Source organism: Streptomyces caatingaensis, assembly GCF_001187435.1.
Taxonomy (GTDB): Bacteria; Actinomycetota; Actinomycetes; order Streptomycetales; family Streptomycetaceae; genus Streptomyces; species Streptomyces caatingaensis.
On sequence record NZ_LFXA01000004.1, the window covers coordinates 421,865 to 443,044 of the forward strand.

15 protein-coding genes and 1 pseudogene are annotated in these 21,180 nt (G+C 74.1%); 10 read left to right on the forward strand and 6 right to left on the reverse strand.

Annotated features, from left to right (window positions below; translation table 11 throughout):
• The first annotated feature begins 493 nt into the window (after positions 1-493).
• The 4 genes and pseudogenes from AC230_RS09280 (at position 494) to AC230_RS09295 (ending at position 3,981) form a co-directional block, all read left to right on the forward strand.
• Entirely contained in the window at positions 494-952 is a 459-nt protein-coding gene (locus tag AC230_RS09280) for an NUDIX domain-containing protein (protein WP_049715593.1), read from the forward strand.
• Between the two features lie 14 nt (positions 953-966).
• Positions 967-1,974, forward strand: coding sequence for a hypothetical protein (locus AC230_RS09285; protein WP_241833148.1), 1,008 nt, complete (start codon positions 967-969; stop codon positions 1,972-1,974).
• A 154-nt stretch (positions 1,975-2,128) separates the two neighbouring features.
• Positions 2,129-2,767: pseudogene (locus tag AC230_RS09290) on the forward strand (MerR family transcriptional regulator); the annotation flags it as partial.
• Positions 2,764-3,981: a glycosyltransferase gene (locus AC230_RS09295; protein ID WP_049715594.1), complete on the forward strand. Its 1,218-nt coding sequence runs from the start codon at positions 2,764-2,766 to the stop codon at positions 3,979-3,981. The pseudogene AC230_RS09290 and the gene AC230_RS09295, both read left to right, overlap by 4 nt.
• Positions 3,982-4,133: 152 nt before the next feature.
• Here the strand turns inward: AC230_RS09295 and AC230_RS09300 are convergent, their stop codons facing one another.
• Entirely contained in the window at positions 4,134-5,006 is an 873-nt protein-coding gene (locus tag AC230_RS09300) for an alpha/beta fold hydrolase (RefSeq protein ID WP_198535478.1), read from the reverse strand.
• A gap of 27 nt (positions 5,007-5,033) precedes the next feature.
• The gene (gene gadC / locus AC230_RS09305; protein ID WP_049715596.1) at positions 5,034-6,530 is read right to left on the reverse strand and encodes a glutamate/gamma-aminobutyrate antiporter GadC; all 1,497 of its coding nucleotides are present in this window, start codon (positions 6,528-6,530) and stop codon (positions 5,034-5,036) included.
• A 156-nt stretch (positions 6,531-6,686) separates the two neighbouring features.
• On the opposite strand from gadC, the gene AC230_RS09310 reads away from it, so the two are divergent.
• From AC230_RS09310 to AC230_RS09320, 3 genes are all read left to right on the forward strand, one after another.
• Positions 6,687-7,091 (forward strand): DUF6153 family protein, encoded by a 405-nt coding sequence (locus AC230_RS09310; protein ID WP_049715597.1) that lies wholly within the window; start codon positions 6,687-6,689, stop codon positions 7,089-7,091.
• A 58-nt stretch (positions 7,092-7,149) separates the two neighbouring features.
• A complete protein-coding gene (locus AC230_RS09315) occupies positions 7,150-8,712 on the forward strand; it encodes a multicopper oxidase family protein (RefSeq protein WP_049715598.1) in 1,563 nt (520 codons plus the stop codon).
• A gap of 92 nt (positions 8,713-8,804) precedes the next feature.
• Positions 8,805-10,559, forward strand: a complete 1,755-nt coding sequence (locus AC230_RS09320; protein WP_049715599.1) for an NAD+ synthase — start codon at positions 8,805-8,807, stop codon at positions 10,557-10,559.
• 39 nt (positions 10,560-10,598) lie between these two features.
• Here the strand turns inward: AC230_RS09320 and AC230_RS09325 are convergent, their stop codons facing one another.
• The 3 genes from AC230_RS09325 to AC230_RS09335 form a co-directional block, all read right to left on the reverse strand.
• Positions 10,599-11,618 (reverse strand): endonuclease/exonuclease/phosphatase family protein, encoded by a 1,020-nt coding sequence (locus AC230_RS09325; RefSeq protein ID WP_049715600.1) that lies wholly within the window; start codon positions 11,616-11,618, stop codon positions 10,599-10,601.
• Between the two features lie 185 nt (positions 11,619-11,803).
• The gene (locus AC230_RS09330) at positions 11,804-12,427 is read right to left on the reverse strand and encodes a TetR/AcrR family transcriptional regulator (RefSeq protein ID WP_049715601.1); all 624 of its coding nucleotides are present in this window, start codon (positions 12,425-12,427) and stop codon (positions 11,804-11,806) included.
• Positions 12,424-14,040 (reverse strand): MFS transporter, encoded by a 1,617-nt coding sequence (locus AC230_RS09335; protein WP_049715602.1) that lies wholly within the window; start codon positions 14,038-14,040, stop codon positions 12,424-12,426. Before AC230_RS09335 ends, AC230_RS09330 begins: the two co-directional genes overlap by 4 nt.
• 185 nt (positions 14,041-14,225) lie before the next feature.
• Here AC230_RS09335 and panB point away from each other — a divergent pair, with 185 nt between their 5' ends.
• The 3 genes from panB (at position 14,226) to AC230_RS09350 (ending at position 17,152) form a co-directional block, all read left to right on the forward strand.
• On the forward strand, positions 14,226-15,083 hold the full coding sequence (gene panB, locus AC230_RS09340; RefSeq protein ID WP_049715603.1) for a 3-methyl-2-oxobutanoate hydroxymethyltransferase: 858 nt from the start codon (positions 14,226-14,228) through the stop codon (positions 15,081-15,083).
• Between the two features lie 225 nt (positions 15,084-15,308).
• Positions 15,309-16,331 carry an ATP-binding cassette domain-containing protein gene (locus AC230_RS09345; protein WP_049715604.1) on the forward strand — a complete coding sequence of 341 codons (1,023 nt, stop codon included), beginning with the start codon at positions 15,309-15,311 and terminating at the stop codon, positions 16,329-16,331.
• Entirely contained in the window at positions 16,328-17,152 is an 825-nt protein-coding gene (locus tag AC230_RS09350; RefSeq protein WP_049715605.1) for an ABC transporter permease, read from the forward strand. Before AC230_RS09345 ends, AC230_RS09350 begins: the two co-directional genes overlap by 4 nt.
• A gap of 29 nt (positions 17,153-17,181) precedes the next feature.
• Here AC230_RS09350 and AC230_RS09355 read toward each other — a convergent pair whose 3' ends face one another.
• The gene (locus AC230_RS09355) at positions 17,182-21,102 is read right to left on the reverse strand and encodes a BTAD domain-containing putative transcriptional regulator (protein ID WP_049715606.1); all 3,921 of its coding nucleotides are present in this window, start codon (positions 21,100-21,102) and stop codon (positions 17,182-17,184) included.
• Positions 21,103-21,180: the final 78 nt, after the last annotated feature.

Here is a 21,180-nt window from a genome sequence, read left to right on the forward strand (position 1 = left end):
TTGACCACTGGGGCGTGCGTGAAAACGTCCGCCTAAACGTCCGGTCGCCCTTCGCCCGCGGGGCCGCCCGAGCCGCTGCACTGGTCGTGCGCCGTGGCAACACGGTCTGATCTGCGGAAAGGGCGAGCCCATGGCCATGACGATCCATGTGTACACCGTCGACGGGAAGACGGGCCAGGTTAAACGGGACCGGGGCCGGGTGACCGTTCCGGAGAGCGGCGAACGCCTCCTACCGCTCCTCTCCAGCGCGTACCCCCCTTGCCGTTGCGACCGATGCCGCGCGAGGGAGCGCAGCAGGTGAGACAGCGGTTAGCGGTGCTGCTGTGGATCTGCCTTTGCATCGCAGTGGTCGTCCCGCTCGCGATCGCAGGCAACCCGGAGTGGTAGCCGTGCCACGGCCCCGCCAGCGGCGTTGGACAGTTCCCGGGGCAGCCGCGAGAGTGGCCGCCCCCGGGCCGCACGCACGGCCCAACTCCCCAGAAGGAGAGACGACATGAAGCGACTGGTCGCCCGCCTGTGGCGCATCATCCGTGGCCCGATGCAGTGGCGGGTCCTCTGGCTCGCGCACGCGAAATTCATGGTTGGCGTGACCGGCGTCGTCCGGGACGACGCGGGGCGCGTTCTGCTGCTGCGCCACCGCATGTGGCCCGAGGGCCGGCAGTGGGGCCTGCCGACCGGCTACGCCACCAAGGGCGAGGAGTTCGGCGCCACGGTCGTCCGCGAGGTGCGCGAGGAAACCGGCCTGAATGTGAAGGCTGGCCCGCTCGTCCACCTCAAGAGCGGATACAAGCTGCGGATCGAAGTCGCGTACGAAGCGGCTTTGGTCGGCGGCGAACTCAAGATCGATTCGTTCGAGATCTTGGAGGCACGATGGTTCTCCCCGGACGAGCTACCGGAAGGTGTGCAGGAGTCGCACCGGGCGCTGATCTTGGGGCAGACACCCCTCGACTGATCGGCATACCCCGGGTGCTGGCACCCAATGAGCACCTGTCCGGCGGGGCCGACGCGGTAAGGCTGGCCGCCATGCTGGCCGAGCTGCGCAGCGACACGGACAGCCTTGCCCGCCAGCACCCGCAGGTGACGTTCCGGCCGCTCTCCCGAGTCTTGACCGACTGGAGCGCGGCCGGACTGGACGCCCGTCCCTTCCTGGACGGCCTGGCCGCATTGCGCCCCCGGTACACCTCCATCGGCCTGCGCCGGCTGCTCCCCCTCGACCGTGTCATGGTCGGTATCCGCTCCGAGCGGGAGGGAGCGTACGGCGGGTTCCATCACCCGAACCAGGGCTACCGGCACCTGCAAATGCGTGCCGTGATCACGGTTGCTGGTCCGCTCGCGTCCGGCCTCCCGGAGGACCCGGAGCTGTCCGCGCTCGACCTGCTGCGGGCGTACGCGCACGACTGCCTGCACTATGGGTCGTTCCGTAGCTACCGGCTCAGAAGCGGCGAGATCGTTCGGACGCAGTACGGGGTGAACTTCCGCCGCTACGACGGGCGCACGTACTCCGCGCCCGATCTCGCCGGATCGCCGACCACCCGCAATCTCGGCGTGATCATGGAGGGGGCATGCGACCGCGAGGCGCGTGCCCTCACCCGGCAGATTGCCCGCCTCTTGGGCATCGCGCGCACCGGGGGCATGTCCGCCTACGTGTTCCGAGACGTAACGGGCACTCTCACCACCGCCGACACCGCCGCGCTCTCCCGGCCCGCGCACCGTGCCGCCCACGCCCCCACGGAGCCCGCGGCGAGCTTCCTGGACTCCATGAGGACGTACCAAGAGTCGGTCAATGCCCGCTACGGCCGCTTCCTGGCCGACGTAGGCCGCGACGAGGCAGCCGACCTGCACGCCTGCCTCCTGCGGGCAACACTGTCCGGCTCCCTCGCCGGGCTGTCGGCCTGGCTCGACCGCTGCCACGGCCCCCGCTCGTTCGCCTCCCTCTTCCTCAACCCCGGCTACCCGCCACGCTCCCCGGGCTAGCAGACCGGTCGACGCTGCCGCACCTGTGCCCGCAGGGCACATGCAGGGCACAAGACCCAGAAAGAGCCCGGAAGACCGTGGCAACTACTGAGTGTAGTTTTCCCAGGTCATCCGGGCTCTTCGGAAGAACGCGCAGGTCAGAGGATCAGGCGGGCGGTTCCTCTTCTACCGGGAACTCGGCTTCTCCCTGGAGGAGATCAAGGCCATCCTGGAGAACCCCCAGGCCAACGCCGTGGACCAGCTCCGCGCCCGGCAAAAGCTCCTCAGCGAGCAGATCGCCAGGCTCCAGCGCCTGGTGGACGTCGCCGAGCGCGCCCTAGAGGTGCAGGAGACCGGCGTCCCCCTCACCCCCCAGGAACGCTTCGACGTCTTCGGCGAGATCACGTTCGACCTCAGCTACGCCACCGAGGCCGCCCTCAAGTGGCAGGACAGCGACGGCCACCGCCAGGCCCTCGCCAGCGCCGCCGCGCACAGCAAGGAGGACTGGCGGCGGCTGATGGCGGAGGCGGCCGAGTGGCGCACCCGGGTACTGGCCGCGTTCGACGCGGACGAACCGGCCGACGGCGAGCGGGCCATGGCGCTCGCCGAGGAGCACCGCGCCCACCTCGCCCGCTGGTTCACCCCGTGCCCGCCGGACATGCACGTCCGCGTCGCGGACGACTTCGCGACCGACCCGAGGGCGTTCGCCCTGCTGGTGCCACCGTCGGAGCAGCGGCCGGGCCTGGCGGAGTGGCTGCGGACGGCCGTCCGCGCGAACGCGGACCGCAGAGAGACGGAAGAGGACGGACGATGAAGATCCTGATCACCGCCGCCGGTTCGCGCGGCGACGTCGCCCCGTACACCGGCCTCGGCGCCCGCCTGGCCGCCGCCGGGCACGAGGTCGCCCTCGCGACGGGCGAGGTCTTCGCCCCGCTCGTACGGGAGGCCGGCCTGGAGTTCCGGCCCCTGCCCGCCGACCCGCGCGGCGCGGGCCCGGCCGCCACGAAGCGCGAACTCATGCGCACGGCCGCCGCGTTCATGCGCCGCCTGGCGACGGGCATGAGGGGCGCCCTGACGGACGACACCGACCTGATGCTGCTCTCCACCACCACGGCCCCGCTCGGCTGGCACCTCACCGAGGCGACCGGCGTCCCGTCCCTGGGCGCCTACCTCGTCCCGGCCGCGCCGACCGGCGACTTCCCGCCCGTGGTCGGCGGCACGCGCTCGCTGGGCCGGTTCGGCAACCGGGCCATGGGCCGGCTGTCGCTGCGCATCACCGACCGCCTCTTCGCGGAGGCGGTGAAGGAGCTGCGGACGGGGCTGGGGCTGCCCCCGGTCGCCCCGGGAGCGGTCCGCCGCCGCCAGGAGGCGGCCGGCTGGCCGGTCCTGCACGGCTTCAGCGAGGTCCTCGTCCCCCGCCCGTCCGACTGGCGCGCCGGCCTGACGGTCACCGGCACGTGGTGGCCGTACCACGACGGGACGGACCGACTCCCCCGCGAGGTCGAGGACTTCCTCGCGGCCGGCCCCCCGCCCGTCCTCGTCGGCTTCGGCAGCATGCCGGCGGACGACGCGGACCGGCTCGGCGACCTCGCCGTGACCGCCCTGCGCCGCGCCGGTGCGCGCGGCATCCTGCAACGCGGCCGCGCGGGCCTGGCCGCCGCGGACGACGACATCCTCACCGTGGACGCCCTCCCCCACGCGGCGCTCTTCCCCCGCCTCGCCGCCGCCGTCCACCACGCGGGCGCCGGCACGACGGCGGCCGCCCTCCGCGCGGGCATCCCCTCCGTCCCCGTCCCCTTCACCGCCGACCAGCCCTCCTGGTCCGCCCGCCTCAAGGCCCTCGGCGCCGCCCCCTCCCCCGTCCCCCACGCCACCCTGACCGCCGAAGCCCTGACCGACGCCCTGCGCCTCGTCCTGAACGACCCGTCGTACGCGGCCGCGGCCCGGGCGGCGGCCGGGCGGATGGCGGCGGAGGACGGGGCGGGCCAGGTCGTCAAGGCGGTCGACAGCCTCCGCCCGCGTGAGTGATTCGATCTGCGCCGGCAACGCCGGCAAGGACGCCGCCCGGGCCGCGGCCGCGGGCCGGTCGGCACGACCGTACGGGCGCAGCCCATGAACCGTCCATCCAGGAACGCCTCTCCCCCACCGCCGCGGCGAGACCCGCCCCGCGCGCACGAGCCCTACGCCGCCACCGACGTGACCGCCAGCACCGCCCCCGCCACCACCCCCGGCCGGTCGTACATCATCAGGTGGCCGGCGGGGGCGACGGATTCGAAGCGGCCGTCGAGGAGGGTGGCGAGGGCGCGTTGGCGGGCGAGGCGGCGGCGTTCGAGCCAGGAGCCGCTGCCGGTGGCGGCGGCGAGGACGGTGACGGGGACGGGCGGGAAGGGGCGTTCGGCGCGGAGGGACTCGACCTCGGCGGCCACGTCCCAGTAGCGCGCGTTCTCCATGAGCAGGGCGCGGACGACGCGGCCGGTGCCGTACGTGCGGCGGACGAGGTCGTCGGGGACGGGGTCCGCGCCGCGGACCGAGGACGCCCGGACGGTCAGCCGCCGCAGCGCGGGGCCGAGGGCGCGCGGCAGGCCGGCGGCCGCGTAGGCCCGGCCGCGGGCGCGGGCGGCGGCGGCGCGCAGGGCCGGGGCGGGCGCGGGCCGGGCGTTCTCCTCGACGCTGGCGTCGACGAGGACGAGCCCGGCCGTGCGCTCGGGGTACAGCCGGGCGAAGGCCTCCGCGTGGAAGCCGGCCAGCGAGTGGCCGACGACCGTCGCGGGCCCGCCGAGGCCGAGGGCGTCCAGGACGCCCGCGATGCGCGCCGCCTCCGCGGCGGCGGTCGGCGGCTCGGCGGCGGGGGCGCTGAAGCCGAGCCCGGGCCGGTCGAAGCGGACGACCGTGCGGTACGGCGCGAGGAGCGGGACGACGGGCTCCCAGTCGAACCAGCCCATCCCGAGGCCGGGGCTCAGGACGCACACCGGCCCGGAGCCCTCGCACAGCACGTGCAGCGGCACGCCGCCGACCCGGAGCATGCGGCCCGGCGGAGGTGGTACGGCAGTCATGCGACCGACCGTACCCGGCGGGACGGGTCAGCCGGAGCGGTCCTCCGAGGTCACCCAGTGCGGCTTGCGCAGCTTCAGGAAGGCCAGCGGCGCGAGGAAGCCGATCGTCAGCAGCCCGCCGGCGACGATCAGCAGGTAGCGCCACAGCGGCTGCCCGCCGAACTGCTCCGGGGGCACGAAGCCGATGCACATCGCCGCCAGGGACGCGGCGAAGCCGGTGCCCGCGACGGCGTGCAGCGCCGGGACGCGGAAGCCGGCCCCGCCGGCCCCGCCGATCCCGTCCGCGACGGGCCCGTGGCGCCGCAGCCGCACCGCCGCCGCGAACATCAGCAGGTACACCACCAGGTAGATCTGCGTGGTCACGACGGAGAAGATCCAGTACGCGCTGGAGACGTCCGGCAGGAACGCGTAGGCCAGCGCGATCAGGGTGGTGAGGACGCCCTGCGCGACCATGATGTTGCGCGGCACGCCGTTCTTGTTGAGCCTCTGGAGGACGGGCGGCAGGTAGCCCTCCTGCCGGGCGACGATCAGCAGGCCGCGGGACGGCCCGGCCAGCCAGGCGAGCATGCCGCCGAGCGCGGCGGTGACGAGCATGACGCCGACGACCTTGGTGAGCCAGCCCACACCGAAGTGGTCGAAGAAGCCCTGGAACGCCTGCATCACGCCGGCCGTGAGGCTCAGGTCCTCGCCCGGCATGACCCAGCTGATGGCCAGCGCGGGCAGGATGAAGATCAGCAGGACGAGGCCGGTGGCCAGGAAGACCGAGCGCGGGAACTGCCGTCCCGGCTCGCGCAGCGACGAGACGTGGACGCCGTTCATCTCCATGCCCGCGTAGGACAGGAAGTTGCCGACGATCAGCACGAGGCTGGCCGGGCCGGTCCACGGCGGCAGCGCGTGACCGGCGTCCATGGGGGCGGCGGACGGGTTGCCCTGGGCGAGGAAGACCAGGCCGAGGACGACGAGCACGGCGCCGGGGATCAGCGTGCCGATCACCAGGCCCCAGCCGGCCAGCCCGGCCACCGCCTTCGTCCCGCGCGCGGAGATCAGCACGCCGGACCAGTAGACGACGACGATCACGGCGGCGATGTAGAGCCCGTTGTCCGCGAGGGACGGGTCGATGACGTACGCGAAGGTGCTCGCCACGTAGGCGAGCAGGCTCGGGTAGTACGCGATGGTCATCGCGAACTGGCACCACACGGCGAGGAAGCCGAGCGGCTTGGACAGCCCCTCGCTCACCCAGCGGTAGATCCCGCCGGGGCGGGAGGAGGCCAGTTCGGCGGAGACCAGGGCCGTCGGCAGGAGGAAGACGACGGCGGGGAGGAGGTAGAGGAAGACGGCGGCCAGGCCGTAGAGGGCCATGGACGGGGCGGGGCGCAGGTTCGCCACGGAGGCGGTGGTCATCAGCGCGAGCGCCGTCCACGAGATGAACTGCGGCCCGGGGACGGCCTGTTGTGCCTCCTGCGGGGAGGAGGAAGGGCGCGCTTCGGCGGGACGTTCGTCCCCGATCTGTTCCGTGAGGGTCATGAGGGGGGAGAGCGTCCTTCGGGCCAAGCAGTCGGTCGGTACGCCCCATCATCGGGCAATGGGCCCCTTGCGCGCACATCGGGCGCCCGGCACCCCGGCGGGACGCATACCCCGAGGGGGTAGTACGGTGCCCCGGAGGACTCGGGGAGGCTCGTGATGCGCGGATGGTGGGGGCGCCTGCTGCTGTTCGCGGCGCTGCTGCTGGGCATCGTGACGATGCACACGCTGGGGCATCCGTCGGGCCATGACGCGCCGCCGCCCGCGGTGCAGACGGTGCATACGGAGCACGCGGTCCACACACCGCACCCGCCGCAGGCCCACCATCCCGACACGGCTCCCCCCGATCACCGCCGCCCCGCCCTGGACCCCCTGTCCGTCTGCCTCGCCGTACTGCTGGGCGCGGGCTGGACCCTGGTCCTGCCGGCGGCCTTGCGGCGGTGGAGGCGGGGTCCGGCCGGCGCCGCCGCCCGGGCGCGCGCCCGGTTCGCGTACGCCCTGTGGCCCATTCCCCCGCCGCCACGGCACAAGGTCCTCGCCCGGTTGTCGGTGCTGCGGGTATAGGAGCGCGCCCGCGCGCCCGTACCCGTACTCCACCGACACCACAGAGGTGCACCCACCCATGCGCACAACCACGCGCCGCGCCGTGCTCGGCGCCGGCCTCGCCACGGTCGCCGGCGGCCTGCTCACCGCCTGCTCCGACGCGTCCCCGAAGGCCGCCCCCACCCCCTCGTACGTCGAGCCGGACGGCAAGGAGGTCGCCGCGGCCGAGACCCGGCGGCGCGCCACCGGGCCCGTCCGCGAGGTACGGCTCACCGCGGCCCGCACCGAGCTCGACCTCGGCGGCCGCAAGGTCACGAGCTGGGCGTACGGCGACGCCCTGCCCGGCAAGGAGGTCCGCGTCACCGCGGGCGACACGCTCGCCCTCCGCCTCGCCAACCACCTCCCGCAGGCGACGTCCCTCCACTGGCACGGACTCGCCCTCCGCAACGACATGGACGGCGTTCCCGGCGTCACGCAGCGGCCCATAGCGCCCGGCGCGGCGTTCGACTACCGCTTCGCGGTCACCCACCCCGGCACGTACTGGTTCCACCCGCACTCGGGCGTGCAGCAGGACCGGGGGCTGTACGCGCCGCTGATCGTCGAGGATCCGAAGGAGCCGCTGAAGTACGACAAGGAGTGGGTCGTCGTCCTGGACGACTGGGTGGACGGCGTGGAGGGGAGCACGCCGGACGGGGTGATGGCGGAGCTGGCGAAGGGCATGTCGCACGACACGTCCCACGACATGTCCCACGACATGGGCGGCATGCACCACATGTCGATGGCATCCGCTTCGCCGTCCGCGTCGTCCGAGGGCCCCTCCCGGATGCTCATGGGGGCCACGAGCCCCGTCCTCGGCGGCGACGCCGGTGACGTCGCGTACCCGTACTACCTGGTCAACGGGCGTACGCCCGACGCGCCGGAGACCTTCACGGCCCGCCCCGGCGACCGGATCCGCATCCGGTTCGTCAACGCGGGCGGCGACACGGCGTTCCGTGTGGCGCTGGGCGGTCACCGCATGACCGTCACGCACACGGACGGCTTCCCCGTCCGGCCCGTCGAGACGGACGCGCTGCTGCTGGGGATGGGCGAGCGGTACGACGTGCTCGTCACCGCCGGGGACGGCGTCTTCCCGCTGACCGCGCTCGCGGAGGGCAAGAGGCGGACGGCCCTCGCCCTGCTCCGCACCGGCGGCGGCGCCGCGCCCGGCGCGGACGTCCGCCCGGAGGAGCTGGGGCGCACCCCCCTGACGGCGGACCGGCTCCGTGCGGACGACGCGGTCGCCCTGCCGTACCGGCGGCCGGACCGGACGCTCACCTTCGAGCTGACCGGCTCGATGGCGAAGTACGACTGGGCCATCAACGGACGGCGCTACTCCTCCTCCGAGCGGTACCCGGTGAAGGCGGGCGAACGGGTGCGGCTCGCGTTCGTCAACCGGACGGGGATGTGGCATCCGATGCACCTGCACGGCCACACGTTCGCGCTGCCCGGCGGCGGGCCGCGGAAGGACACGGTGATCGTGCTGCCGGGGAAGCGGGTCGAGGTGGACTTCGACGCCGACAATCCCGGGGTGTGGATGCTGCACTGCCACAACGTGTACCACGGGGAGAGCGGGATGATGACGCTGCTCGGCTACCGGCGGTAGTTCCCGCTCCCCGCCCGCCCTCTTCCCGCTCCCCCGGGGCCGCGCCCCGGCCCCGGGGGAGCGAACCGGGCCGGCCGCCTAAACTGAACGACGTGGCACAACTGCGTCTCGCCCTCAACCAGATCGACTCCACCGTCGGCGACCTCACCGCCAACGCCGAGTCGGTCGTCCGCTGGACACGCCACTCCGCCGACGCCGGCGCACACCTCGCCGTGTTCCCCGAGATGGTGCTGACGGGCTACCCCGTGGAGGACCTGGCGCTGCGCCGTTCCTTCGTCGAGGCGAGCAGGGCCGCCCTGCGCGCGCTGGCGGAGCGGCTCCAGCGGGAGGGGCTGGGCGAACTGCCCGTGCTCGTCGGGTACTTGGACCGGTCCGAGGCGGCCGAGCCCCGGCTCGGCCGCCCGGCGGGCGCGCCGCTGAACGCGGCGGCGGTCCTGCACCGCGGCCGCCCCGTGCTCACCTTCGCCAAGCACCACCTGCCGAACTACGGTGTGTTCGACGAGTTCCGGTACTTCGTCCCGGGCGACACCCTGCCCGTGATCCGCCTGCACGGCGTCGACGTCGCCCTCGCCATCTGCGAGGACCTGTGGCAGGAGGGCGGCCGCGTCCCCGCCGCCCGCGCCGCCGGGGCCGGGCTGCTCGTGTCGGTCAACGCCTCGCCGTACGAGCGGGAGAAGGACGACACCCGTCTGGAGCTGGTGCGCAAGCGCGCGCAGGAGGCCGGCTGCACCACCGCGTACCTGGCCACCACCGGCGGCCAGGACGACCTCGTCTTCGACGGCGACTCGATCGTCGTCGACCGCGACGGCCGGGTGATCGCCCGGGCCCCGCAGTTCGAGGAGTGCTGCGTCGTCCTCGACCTGGACCTGCCGGCCGCCCCCGCCGAGGCGCCGTCCGGCACCGTGGACGACGGCCTGCGCGTCGAGCACGTCACGCTGTCCGCCGAGCCGGTCCCGCCGTACGAGCCCGCCTTCCCGGGGACGGTCGCCGAGTACCTCGACGACGACGCGGAGGTCTACCAGGCGCTGGTGACGGGCCTCCGCGCGTACGTCGCGAAGAACGGCTTCCGCAGCGTCCTCATCGGCCTCTCCGGCGGCATCGACTCGTCGCTCGTCGCGGCGATCGCCTGCGACGCGGTCGGCGCGGAGAACGTGTACGGCGTGGCCATGCCGTCCCGTTACTCCTCCGAGCACTCGGTCGGCGACGCGGAGGAGCTGGCCCGCCGCACGGGGCTCGACTTCCGCGTCCAGCCGATCGCCCCGATGTTCGACGCCTACATGGGTGCGCTCGGGCTGACCGGCCTCGCCGAGGAGAACCTCCAGTCGCGGCTGCGCGGCACGATGCTGATGGCGATCTCGAACCAGGAGGGCCACATCGTCCTCGCCCCGGGCAACAAGTCCGAGCTGGCGTGCGGCTATTCGACGCTCTACGGCGACTCGGTCGGCGCGTACGGGCCCATCAAGGACGTCTACAAGACCGGTGTCTTCCGCCTCGCGAAGTGGCGCAACCGCGTCGCGGCGGAGCGCGGCGGGACGCCGCCCATCCCCGAGAACTCCATCACCAAGCCGCCCAGCGCCGAGCTGCGCCCCGGCCAGGTCGACACGGACTCCCTGCCCGACTACGACGTCCTCGACCGCATCCTGGAGCTGTACGTGGACGCCGACCGCGGCCGCGCGGAGATCGTGGCGGAGGGCTTCGACCCGGAGCTCGTCGCCCGCGTCCTGCGCCTCGTCGACACCGCCGAGTACAAGCGCCGCCAGTACCCGCCCGGCACGAAGATCTCCCCCAAGGGCTTCGGCAAGGACCGCCGCCTGCCGATCACGAACCGCTGGCGCGAGCGGAGCTGAGCCGCCCGGCGGGGCGCGCCGGGGGGCGCCCCGGTCCGCCTACAGCCTCACCCGCGCCGCCACCGGCAGGTGGTCACTGCCCGTGTCGGGCAGCGTCCACGCGTCCACGGGATCCATCCCCCGCACCATGATCTGGTCGATGCGGGCCATCGGGAAGCTCGCCGGCCAGCTGAAGCCGAAGCCGTCCCCGGCGGCCCCCTGCGCCGAGCGCAGCTGGGAGGTGACGGGGGCCAACGACCGGTCGTTCATGGTGCCGTTGAGGTCACCGAGCAGGACGACCTTCTTCACCTGCTCGGCGGCGATGGCCCGGCCCAGCGCGGCGGCGCTGTTGTCCCGCTGCCCGGCGGTGAAGCCGGCGTTGAACTTCACGCGCACCGACGGGAGATGGGCGACGTAGACGCCGACGGGCCCCTGCGGCGTGCTGACCGTGGCGCGCAGCGCCCGCGTCCAGCCCATCTTGATGTCGACGGGACGCGCGTCCGTGATCGGGTGCTTGCTCCAGAGGCCGACCGTGCCCTGCACGGAGTGGTAGGGGTACGAGGCGGCCAACGTCCGCTCGTACACCGGCGCGGCGTCGGGCCCCAGCTCCTCCAGGGCCACGACGTCCGCCCCGGCCGCGGCGACCTTGCGGGCGGTGGCGGCCGGATCGGGGTTCTCGGCGTTGACGTTGTGGCTGATGACGGTGAAGTTGCCGCCGGAGCCGGACTTGTCGGTGAGCAGCCCGCCGAAGAGGTTGAGCCAGGCGATCGCCGGCAGCAGCACCGCGATCAGCGCGGTCGCCGAGCGGCGCCAGAGGGCGAGGAGGAGCAGGACGGGCACGAGGAGCCCGAACCAGGGGAGGAAGGTTTCCGCGAGGCTGCCGAGGTTGCCGACGCGGTTGGGGATCTGGCCGTGGAGCAGCATCAGCAGGCCCAGCACGGCCGAGAGGACCGCGATCAGCAGGCCGCGCCGCCAGATCCCGGGGCCCCGCCACCGGTCCGCGAGGCGCCGGACCCCGGAGCCGGCCCGCTCCGGACCCGCTCCTCCGTGGTCCGTCTCCTGCACGTGCGCCTGCGGCATCCGTCGTCCTCACTCGGTCTCGCTGTCGTCCCCCGGACCGACGATAGGTGATCGCCGGCGAGCGGTGATCACCGCGGCGGGGGTTCCGTCGCGGAGGAGGACGGCGTCCCGGCCCGGCGGGGTTCCTCGGCCCGGGGCGGGACGCCCGCCTGTGACACAACGGGCACATTCCCGGCACGGCGCGCTCATCCCGCCGGCCGGACGCCCTCCAGCACCGTGTCCACGATCCGCTCGGCCAGCCCCTCGGGCAGTTCGCTCCATTCGCAGAGGACGGCCCGGGCCACCATCGGGCTGACGAAGAGGTCCACGAGCAGCTCCGGGTCCACGTCCCCGCGGACCTCGCCGGAGGCGATCCCGCGCCGCAGCACGGCGAGGAACGCCTCGCGCCGGGCGGAGACGACGGTGTCGTGGTACTCCTTCCAGATGCGCGGCTGGGCCTGGACCTGGGCGACGACCGTGCGCAGCACGGCGGACGACCGCTTGGCCAGGCCGCGCCGGCGCAGGAAGTCCAGCAGCGCGACGAGGTCGTCGCGGACGGAGGCGCCGGTCAGCCGGGGGCTGCTCTCCTCCATGGAGCGCAGCACGTCGAGCATGAGCGCCTCCTTGCCGGCCCACCGCCGGTAGACGGTGGCCTTGCCGACGCCGGCCTCGCGGGCGATGCGCTCCATGGAGAGTTCGCTGACGGTCACCCCCTGCTCCAGCAGCCGCAGCACGCTCTCGATCACGGCGGTGCCGACGGCGGCGCTGCGCGGCCGGCCGCGCGGCGGGACGGGCAGGGGGCCGGCGTCCGGCGCGGCGGCGGCGCTCACGCCTCGGCCCCCGCCTGCTGCCGCTCGGCCGGCCGCCCGGTGCCGGGGCCGGCGGGCGTGGCGCCCTTGCCGGGCAGGAAGATCCCGACGACGAGCGCGCCGAGGGCGGCGACGACCGTGGCGCCGAGCGCGGTGACGTGCATGGCGTGCAGGAACGCGTCGTCGGCGGGGCCGACGAGGGCCTTCCCGGCCGGGCCGAGCCGCTCGGCGACCGCGAGGGTGCCCTCGATGGACTCGCCGGCCGCGTGCCGCGCGGAGTCGGGCAGTCCGGGGACGGCGTCGAGCCGGCCGGCGATGCCGTCGCGGTAGGTCGTGGAGAGCAGCGAGCCGAGGACGGCGACGCCGAGCGCACCGCCGATCTGCCGGAAGGTGTTGTTCACGGCCGAGCCGGAGCCCGCCTTCTCGCGCGGCAGGGACTGCATGATCGAGACCGTGGCGGGCGGCATGACGTGCGCCATCGCGGTGCCCTGGACGAAGAACAGGACCTCCAGCACCCAGATCGGGGTGTCCGCGTCGAGCAGCAGGAAGCCGGACATCGACAGGGCCACCAGCAGCATGCCGGCGCAGCACACCGCGCGGGCGCCGAAGCGGGCCACGACGTGCCGGGCGCGCGGGGCGAAGAACATCTGGGCGGCGGCGAGCGGGAGCATGAGCATGCCGCTCTCCAGCGGGCTGTAGCCGCGCACGCTCTGGGTGTAGAAGACGCTGAAGAAGCTGACGCCCATGAGCGCGAAGAACACCAGCGAGATGGAGGAGACGGCCGCCGAGAACGCGGGCTTGCGGAAGTAGCGCACGTCCAGCGCCGGATGGTCGGTGCGCCGCTCGTAGAGGACGAACGCGACGATCACGAGGAGGCCGCCGCCGACCGTGCCGTACACCTCGGGGTCGGTGAAGTCGGCGAGCTGGCCGCCCTTGATGATGCCGTACACGAGCAGCACCAGGCCGACGACCGACAGCAGCACGCCGACGGGGTCGAGCCGGCCGGGCCGCGGATCCTTGGAGTCGGGGACGAGCGCCACCATGGCGACCAGGCCGCAGATGACGATGGGCACGTTGACGAGGAAGACCGAGCCCCACCAGAAGTGGTCGATCAGGAGGCCGCCGGTGATCGGGCCGATGGCGATCGCCAGGCCGACCGCGCCGGCCCAGATGCCGACGGCCTTGGGCTGCTCGTCGCGCTCGAAGACGTTCATGATGATCGCCAGGGTCGCGGGCATCACGAAGGCGCCGCCGAAGCCCATCACCGCGCGGAACGCGATGAGTTCGCCGGGCGAGCCCGCCATCGCCGACAGCACCGAGCCGATGCCGAACACCGTCATGCCGAACAGCAGGACCTTCTTGCGCCCCAGCCGGTCGCCGAGCAGTCCGGCGGTGAACAGGATGCCGGCGAAGACCAGCGTGTAGGAGTTGATGGCCCACTCGAGCTGGCTCTGGGTGGCGCCCAGTCCGGTCGGGGCGGGCGAGGCGATCGTCTTCATCGCCACGTTGAGGATCGAGTTGTCGAGGACGACGACGAGCAGGCTGAACAGCAGGACGGCGAGGACGGCCCACCGCCTCCTGTGCACCGCCTCGGGGACCTGGCGCGCCGGTATGTCACCGGCCGGGATTGTCATACGAATACCGTAAGCCCGTTTCCGATACGGCCCCGTTCCGTATTGGAAAGTCTTTAAGGACCTTTGGGGACCGGCAGCCGTCACGTCCCGTGGCTTCCTCCGGGGAGATCCCCGTGTCAGCATGGAGGCGATCCGGGGACGCCGTCAGGGCGCCTCGAGACGACAACACCACAGGAGCCATTGCCATGACGCATGCCGTGAAGACCCCCGACAGCAGCAAGGCGCTGTACGGCGGGACGAGCTCCCGGCGCATCACCGTCCGCGACATCGCCGCCGCGAAGGGGCGCGGCGAGAAGTGGCCCATGCTGACCGCCTACGACGCGATGACCGCCTCCGTCTTCGACGAGGCCGGCATACCCGTCCTGCTGGTCGGCGACTCCATGGGCAACTGCCACCTCGGCTACGAGTCCACCGTCCCCGTCACCCTCGACGAGATCACCGTCCTGTCCGCCGCCGTCGTCCGGGGCACCAAGCGGGCCCTGGTCGTCGGCGACCTGCCCTTCGGCTCGTACCAGGAGGGCCCCGTCCAGGCGCTGCGCAGCGCGACCCGGCTGGTGAAGGAGGCGGGTGTCCAGGCCGTCAAGCTGGAGGGCGGCGAGCGGTCCGCCCACCAGATCGAGATGCTGGTGCAGGCCGGCATCCCCGTCATGGCCCATGTGGGCCTGACCCCCCAGTCCGTCAACGCCTACGGCGGCTACCCCGTCCAGGGACGCGGCGAGGAGGCCGCGGCGCAGCTCCTCCGCGACGCGAAGGCCGTCCAGGACGCGGGGGCCTTCTCCGTCGTCCTCGAACTCGTCCCCGCCGAGCTCGCCGCCGAGGTCACGCGCAGCCTGCACATCCCGACCGTCGGGATCGGCGCGGGCGCCGGGTGCGACGCCCAGGTGCTCGTCTGGACGGACATGGCCGGCCTGACCGGCGGGCGCGTCCCGCGCTTCGTCAAGCAGTACGCGCGGCTGCGGGAGGCGCTCGGCGACGCGGCCCGCGGCTTCGCGGAGGAGGTCGTGGCCGGCGCCTACCCGGCGCCGGAGCACGCCTTCCACTAGGCGGGCCGGTCCGTCGGGTTCTCCCGGAGGGATTCCCTCCGGGAGAACCTCCTCCGGGAGAACCCGACGGACGAGCGGGCGGAGCGCGGTTCCGGGAGGGACGGGCAGGGGTCGCCCCCCGGAAACCGGGGGCACGCCGGCGCGGCGGGACGTGTCGGCGCGCTGTCGGCGGCCTGTCGGCGGGACATCGGTGCGATGTCAGTGGCCCCTGGCACGCTGGTCCGCATGAAGCAGAACGACATCCCCGACGGCGGCGGAACCGCCGTACAGGTCCGGGGCCTGGTCAAGCACTACGGCGAGACCAAGGCCCTGGACGGCGTCGACCTCGACGTCCGCGAGGGCACCGTCCTCGGCGTCCTCGGCCCCAACGGCGCCGGCAAGACCACCCTCGTCAGAATCCTCTCGACGCTGATCCGCCCGGACGCCGGCAGCGCCCGCGTCGCCGGCTACGACGTCCTGACCCAGCCGCGCCAGCTCCGCCGGGCGATCGGCCTGACCGGCCAGTACGCCTCGGTCGACGAGAAGCTCTCCGGCTTCGAGAACCTGTACATGATCGGCCGGCTCCTCGACCTCTCCCGCAAGGACGCCCGCCGCCGCGCGGACGACCTGCTGGAGCGCTTCTCGCTCACGGAGGCCGCCAAGCGCCCGGCCGGGCAGTACTCGGGCGGCATGCGCCGCCGCCTCGACCTGGCGGCGTCGATGATCGGCCACCCGGCCGTGCTGTACCTCGACGAGCCGACCACCGGCCTCGACCCGCGCACGCGCAACGAGGTGTGGACGGAGGTGCAGGGCATGGTGCGCGAGGGCGCCACCGTCCTGCTCACCACGCAGTACATGGAGGAGGCCGAGCAGCTCGCCGACGAGCTGACGGTCATCGACCGCGGCCGCGTGATCGCGGGCGGCGGGATCGACGAGCTGAAGGCCAAGGTCGGCGGCCGCACGCTGCAGATACGCCCGGCCGACCGGTCCGAACTGCCGCGCGTCGTCGGGGCCGTGGCCCAGGCAGGGCTCGACGGGGTCGCCGGAGCCACCGCCGACGAGGCCGAGGGCGTGGTCAACGTCCCGATCGTCAGCGACCACCAACTGACCTCCGTCGTCGGCCTGATGGCCGAGCGCGGCATCGCCCTGGCCGGCATCAACACCCATCTGCCCAGCCTCGACGAGGTGTTCCTGGCCATCACCGGCCAGAAGACGTCCACGGCCGCCGAGGACACCCCCGCCGACACCCTCCAGGAGATCTCCGCATGAGCGCGGCCACGATCACCGCGCCCGCGAAGGCGCACTCAGCCGACACCCGTATCCCCCTCCGTTCCCACCTGCGGCACATCGGCGCGCTCGCCCGCCGCAACCTGCTGGCGATCAAGCAGGACCCGGAGTCGATGTTCGACGCCGTGCTCATGCCGATCATCTTCACGCTGATGTTCGTCTACGTCTTCGGCGGCGCGATGTTCGGCAAGGGCCACCAGGAGCAGTACGTCAACTACCTGGTGCCCGGCCTGCTCGCCATGACCGGCCTCAACATCGCCATGGCCGTCGGCACCGGCATCAACGAGGACTTCCGCAAGGGCATCATGGACCGCTTCCGGACCATGCCGATCGCCCGGTCGTCCGTCCTCATAGCGAAGATCGTCAGCGAGCTCTTCCGGCTGATGGTGGCCGTGGCCATCCAGCTCGGCATGGGCTTCGCGCTGGGGCTGGAGGTCAAGACCTCCGTCCTGCACCTGTTCGCCGCCATCGGGCTCAGCATCGTCTTCGGCGCCTCGCTGATGTGGATCTTCATCCTGCTGGGGCTCACCATGAAGACCGCGCAGGCCGTCCAGGGAGTGGCCATGCTCGTGCTCATGCCGCTGCAGTTCGGCAGCTCCATCTTCGCCCCGACCAACTCGATGCCCGGCTGGCTCAAGTCGTTCGCCGACTACAACCCGCTGGCCAACCTCGCCGACGCCTCCCGCAACCTGCTCCAGGGCGGCCCCGTCGCCCACTCGGTGTGGCTGACGCTGGCGTGGGCCGTGGGCATCACCGTGATCACCGCGCCGCTGGCCGTCGCCCGCTTCCGCAACAAGACGTGACCCGCGACGCGGCCTGAGACGCCGGGCGTTCACACGAGGGCGACGGCCTCCCCCAGCGGGAGGCGGCCGCCCTCGGCGTAGGCCCGCTCGTACCCCTCGTCGCCCAGCGCCGCCCGGAGGTTCGCCACCGTGCGCTCGCTGATGCCCTGCTCGACGGTGTTCGCGTACAGCCCCGGGGGCCGCAGCGCGACGGCCGCGCCGTACAGCCGGGCCCCGGCCACGGCGTGCTCCTCGCCGGGCAGTTCGGAATGCGCGAGGGCGCCGTACATCAAATGGGCCACGGGCAGGTGCGGGGCGACGAGCAGGCCGAACGGGTCGTCCTTCATGCGGAGCGCCCGGCGGACGAGGGGGAGCGCGGCGGCCGGCTCCCCCTCCAGGACGTGGAGCCAGGCGGACATCCCGTCCATCAGGGACATGAAGAAGCTGATGGTACGGCTCCGGAACTCCTCGGTCAGCTGCTCGAAGAACTCGCGCGCCTCGGCGGTCCGCCCGTGGTGGGCCAGCCGCACGCCGAGGGAGAGCCGGATGAAGAACGAGGCGTCCGGGCTCATGCCCTCGGCCTGCTCCAGCGCCTCGCGCAGCATCCGTTCCCCCGTCGCCCAGTCCACCCGGCCCGATTCGATGAGCACGTCGGCGAGCCGCGACCGCAGGACCGGGATCTGTGCGTTGGCGCCCAGCTCACGGGCGTTGTCCATGGCCTCCCGGTAGTCGCGCTCGGCCTCGGCGAAGGCACCGTGCCGCTCGTGGCTCTCGGCCCGGCCGGTCAGGGCCTCCGCGACGCCCCAGGCGTCCCCGAGGCGCCGGAAGATCTCCAGGGCCTCGTCCGCGTCCCGCAGCCCCTGGTTCTGGCCGGAGCGGTCCAGCCGGTCGTTCAGCAGCTTGGCCCGCTGCTGGAGGTGGAAGGCCAGCTCCCATTCGAGGCCGGCCGCGCGGCAGCGGTCGATCAGCTCGTCCACGGACTCCCACACGCCGTCGAAGTCGGCGGTGAGCAGCCGGGCGTAGAACCACATGACCCCCGGGTAGCGGAGGTTCTGCGGGCGGCCCGGCCGGTAGGCGACGACGATGTTGCGCAGCCTCCGCTGCATGTCCGGGGAGTTGATCAGGCGCATGTCGTGGTCGTGGTGCACCAGCCACACCAGGCGGGCCTGTCGCCGCGCCTCGGTCAGCAGCTCGGGGCGCATCGGCGGCGGCGCGTCGATGCACCGCTCGGTCAACGGCGGGGCGGGCTCGACGGGTTCGGCGAACGGGTCGGGGCCCATCGCGACGGCGGCCTCGGTCCAGGCGAGCGCGTCCGCCCGGTGGTCGCGCAGCTGCCAGAACCAGGAGAGGGAGAGCAGCAGGCACAGCGTCTCCTGCTCGTCCCGCGCGGCCACCGCCCGGCGCAGGGCCGTGCGCAGGTTGTCGTGCTCGCGCTCCAGGACGTCCAGCAGGGCCCGCTGGCGGGGGCCGCGCAGCAACGGCTCGCTGGTGCGGGCGAGTTCGCGGTAGTGGACGAGGTGCCGGCGCTCGACGGCGGCCCGCTCCCCCGCCTCGTCCAGCCGCTCCCCGGCGTACTCGCCGACGGTCTCCAGCAGCCGGTAGCGCATCTCGCCGTCGTCCGCGGGGGCGGCGACGACCAGGGACTTGTCGACGAGCGAGCCGACGAGGACGGGCACGTCCGGCGGGGGCACCTCGTCGCCGTCGCCGCACACCGCCTCGGCGGCGGCGAGGTCGCAGCCGCCGGCGAAGGCGGACAGCCGCCGCAGGACGGCGCGTTCGGGCGCGTCGAGCAGGTCCCAGGACCAGTCCACGACCGCCCGCAGGGTCTGCTGGCGGGGCAGGACGGTGCGGCTGCCCGAGGTGAGCAGGCGGAAGCGGTCGTCGAGGCGGTCCGCGAGGCCGCGGGGGGTGAGCATCCGCAGCCGGGCGGCGGCGAGTTCGATCGCCAGCGGCAGGCCGTCGAGGCGGCGGCAGATCTCCTCGCAGGCGACCGGGTCGTCCTCGATCCGGAAGCCGGGGCGGGCGGCCGCGCCGCGGTCGGCGAGCAGCCGCAGCGCGAACGGGGCCGGCAGCGGCTCCACGGGGCGGAGCGACTCGCCCGGCACGGCGAGGGGTTCGCGGCTGGTGGCCAGCACCGTCACGCCCGGGCAGTGGGCGAGGAGCGTCTCCGCGACGCGGGCGGCGGCGTCCACGAGGTGCTCGCAGTTGTCGAGGACGAGCAGCATGCGGCGGGGGGCGCACAGCTCGGCGAGGCGGGCCAGGGGGTCGGCGGGCGTGCCCTCGGCGGCGGCCCGCAGGCCCTCTGCGGCGGTGCTGCCGCGGACGACGGTCTCACGGCCGAGGGCGGTGAGGACGGCCTCCGCGACGGTGGCGGGGTCGTCGCCGTCCTCGACGGGGGCGAGCTCGGCGAGCCACACGCCGTCCGGCCAGCCGCCCTCCCGGGCGGCGGCCTCGGCGGCCTCCTGCGACAGCCGCGTCTTCCCGGCGCCGCCGGGGCCGAGGAGCGTCACGAGCCGGTGCCGGGCCAAGTCGTCCGCGATCAGCCGCAGATCGTCGTCGCGGCCGACGAAGGAGGTGGCACGGGCACGGAGGTTGCCTCGGGGGCGGGTGGGGGTGCGGGTGTGGGTGCGGGGGAGGGGTGGGGTGGCTGGGGGGATCTGGCCGCCCGGGGTGGGCTGGCCGTCGGGGACGGCCCGACCGTCGTGGGCGGCCTGGGCCGGCGGGCCGGCTCCCAGGCCGTGGGGGGCGGCTTCGCCGCGGGGTGCGGGCTCGCCGCCGGGCGCGGGCTCGCTGCCGGGCGCGGGCTCGCTGCCGGGCGCGGCTGGGCCGCCGCTCTGGGGGTGCGGCGGGGTGGGGGTGGGGGTGGGGCCGGGGGTGGAGGTGCCCCAGTCCCGCCCTTTCACCGTTTCCTCCGGGGCAAGCCCCGGACCCCGACCGCCCTCCGGGCGGTGGGCGGGGGCTCCGCCCCCCGCGCCCCGGCCGGGGCTCCGCCCCTGGACCCCGGGGCCGTGGGGGGTTTCGGCGCCGGGGTAGGCCGCCGGACCGCCGGAGCGCGAGGCTCCGCCCCCGGGCCGCGGGCCCCCGCCCCCGGCCGGGCCGGCCGCCGGACCCCCGCCGGATCCCGTCCCGGCGGGCACCGTCCCGGCGGGCACCGTCCCCGCGGGCACCGTCCCCGCGGGCCCCGTCCCCGCGGGCACCGTCCCCGCGGGCCCCGTCCCCGCGGGCCCCGTCCCCGCGGGCGCCGTCCCGGCGGGCGCCGTGAGGAGTTCGGCGTGGAGGGCCCGCAGGGCGGGGCCGGGGTCGGTGCCGAGGCGGGTGGCGAGGTCGCGGCGGATCTCCTCGTAGGCGGCGAGGGCCTCGGCCGGGCGGCCGGTGGCGCTCAGGGCGCGCAGGCGCAGGGCCTGGAGGGGTTCGTCGAGGGGGTGCTCGGCGCAGAGCTGGGCGAGTTCGGGGAGGGCGGCCGCGGCCTCGCCGAGGGCGACCGACGCGGCGAGGCGGGCGCGGCGGGCCGCGAGCCGGCGGGCGGCGAGGCGGGCCGCGTACGTCCCGTGGCCGGGGAGGTCGGCGAGGGCCGGGCCGCGCCAGAGGGCGAGGGCGTCGTCGAGGAGGGCCGCCGCCTTCGCGGGGTCGCCGTCGGCGAGCGCCCGCTCGCCCTCGTCGGCGAGCCGGTCGAAGCGGTGCAGGTCGACGTCGTCCGGCTCGGCGCACAGCCGGTAGCCGCCGGGCACGGACGCCACCGCCCCGGCGCCGACCGCCCGCCGGAGCCGGCCGACGAGCGCCTGGAGGGCGCCCGTGGCGTCGGCGGGCGGCTCGCCGTCCCAGACGGCGTCGATCAGCGCCCCCGCCGTGTGCCCGCGCCCGGGGCTCAGGGCGAGCGCCGCCAGCAGGGCGCGCAGTCGCGCGCCGCCGAGGGCGACGGGGGCGCCGTCGTCGGAGTGGGCCTGGGTGGTGCCGAGGATGCCGTAACGCACCGGGTCATTGTCCCCGCTCGTCCTCCGAACGCGTTACGACTTTCCGACCGCGACGAAGTACCGTCGCCCGGTACGACA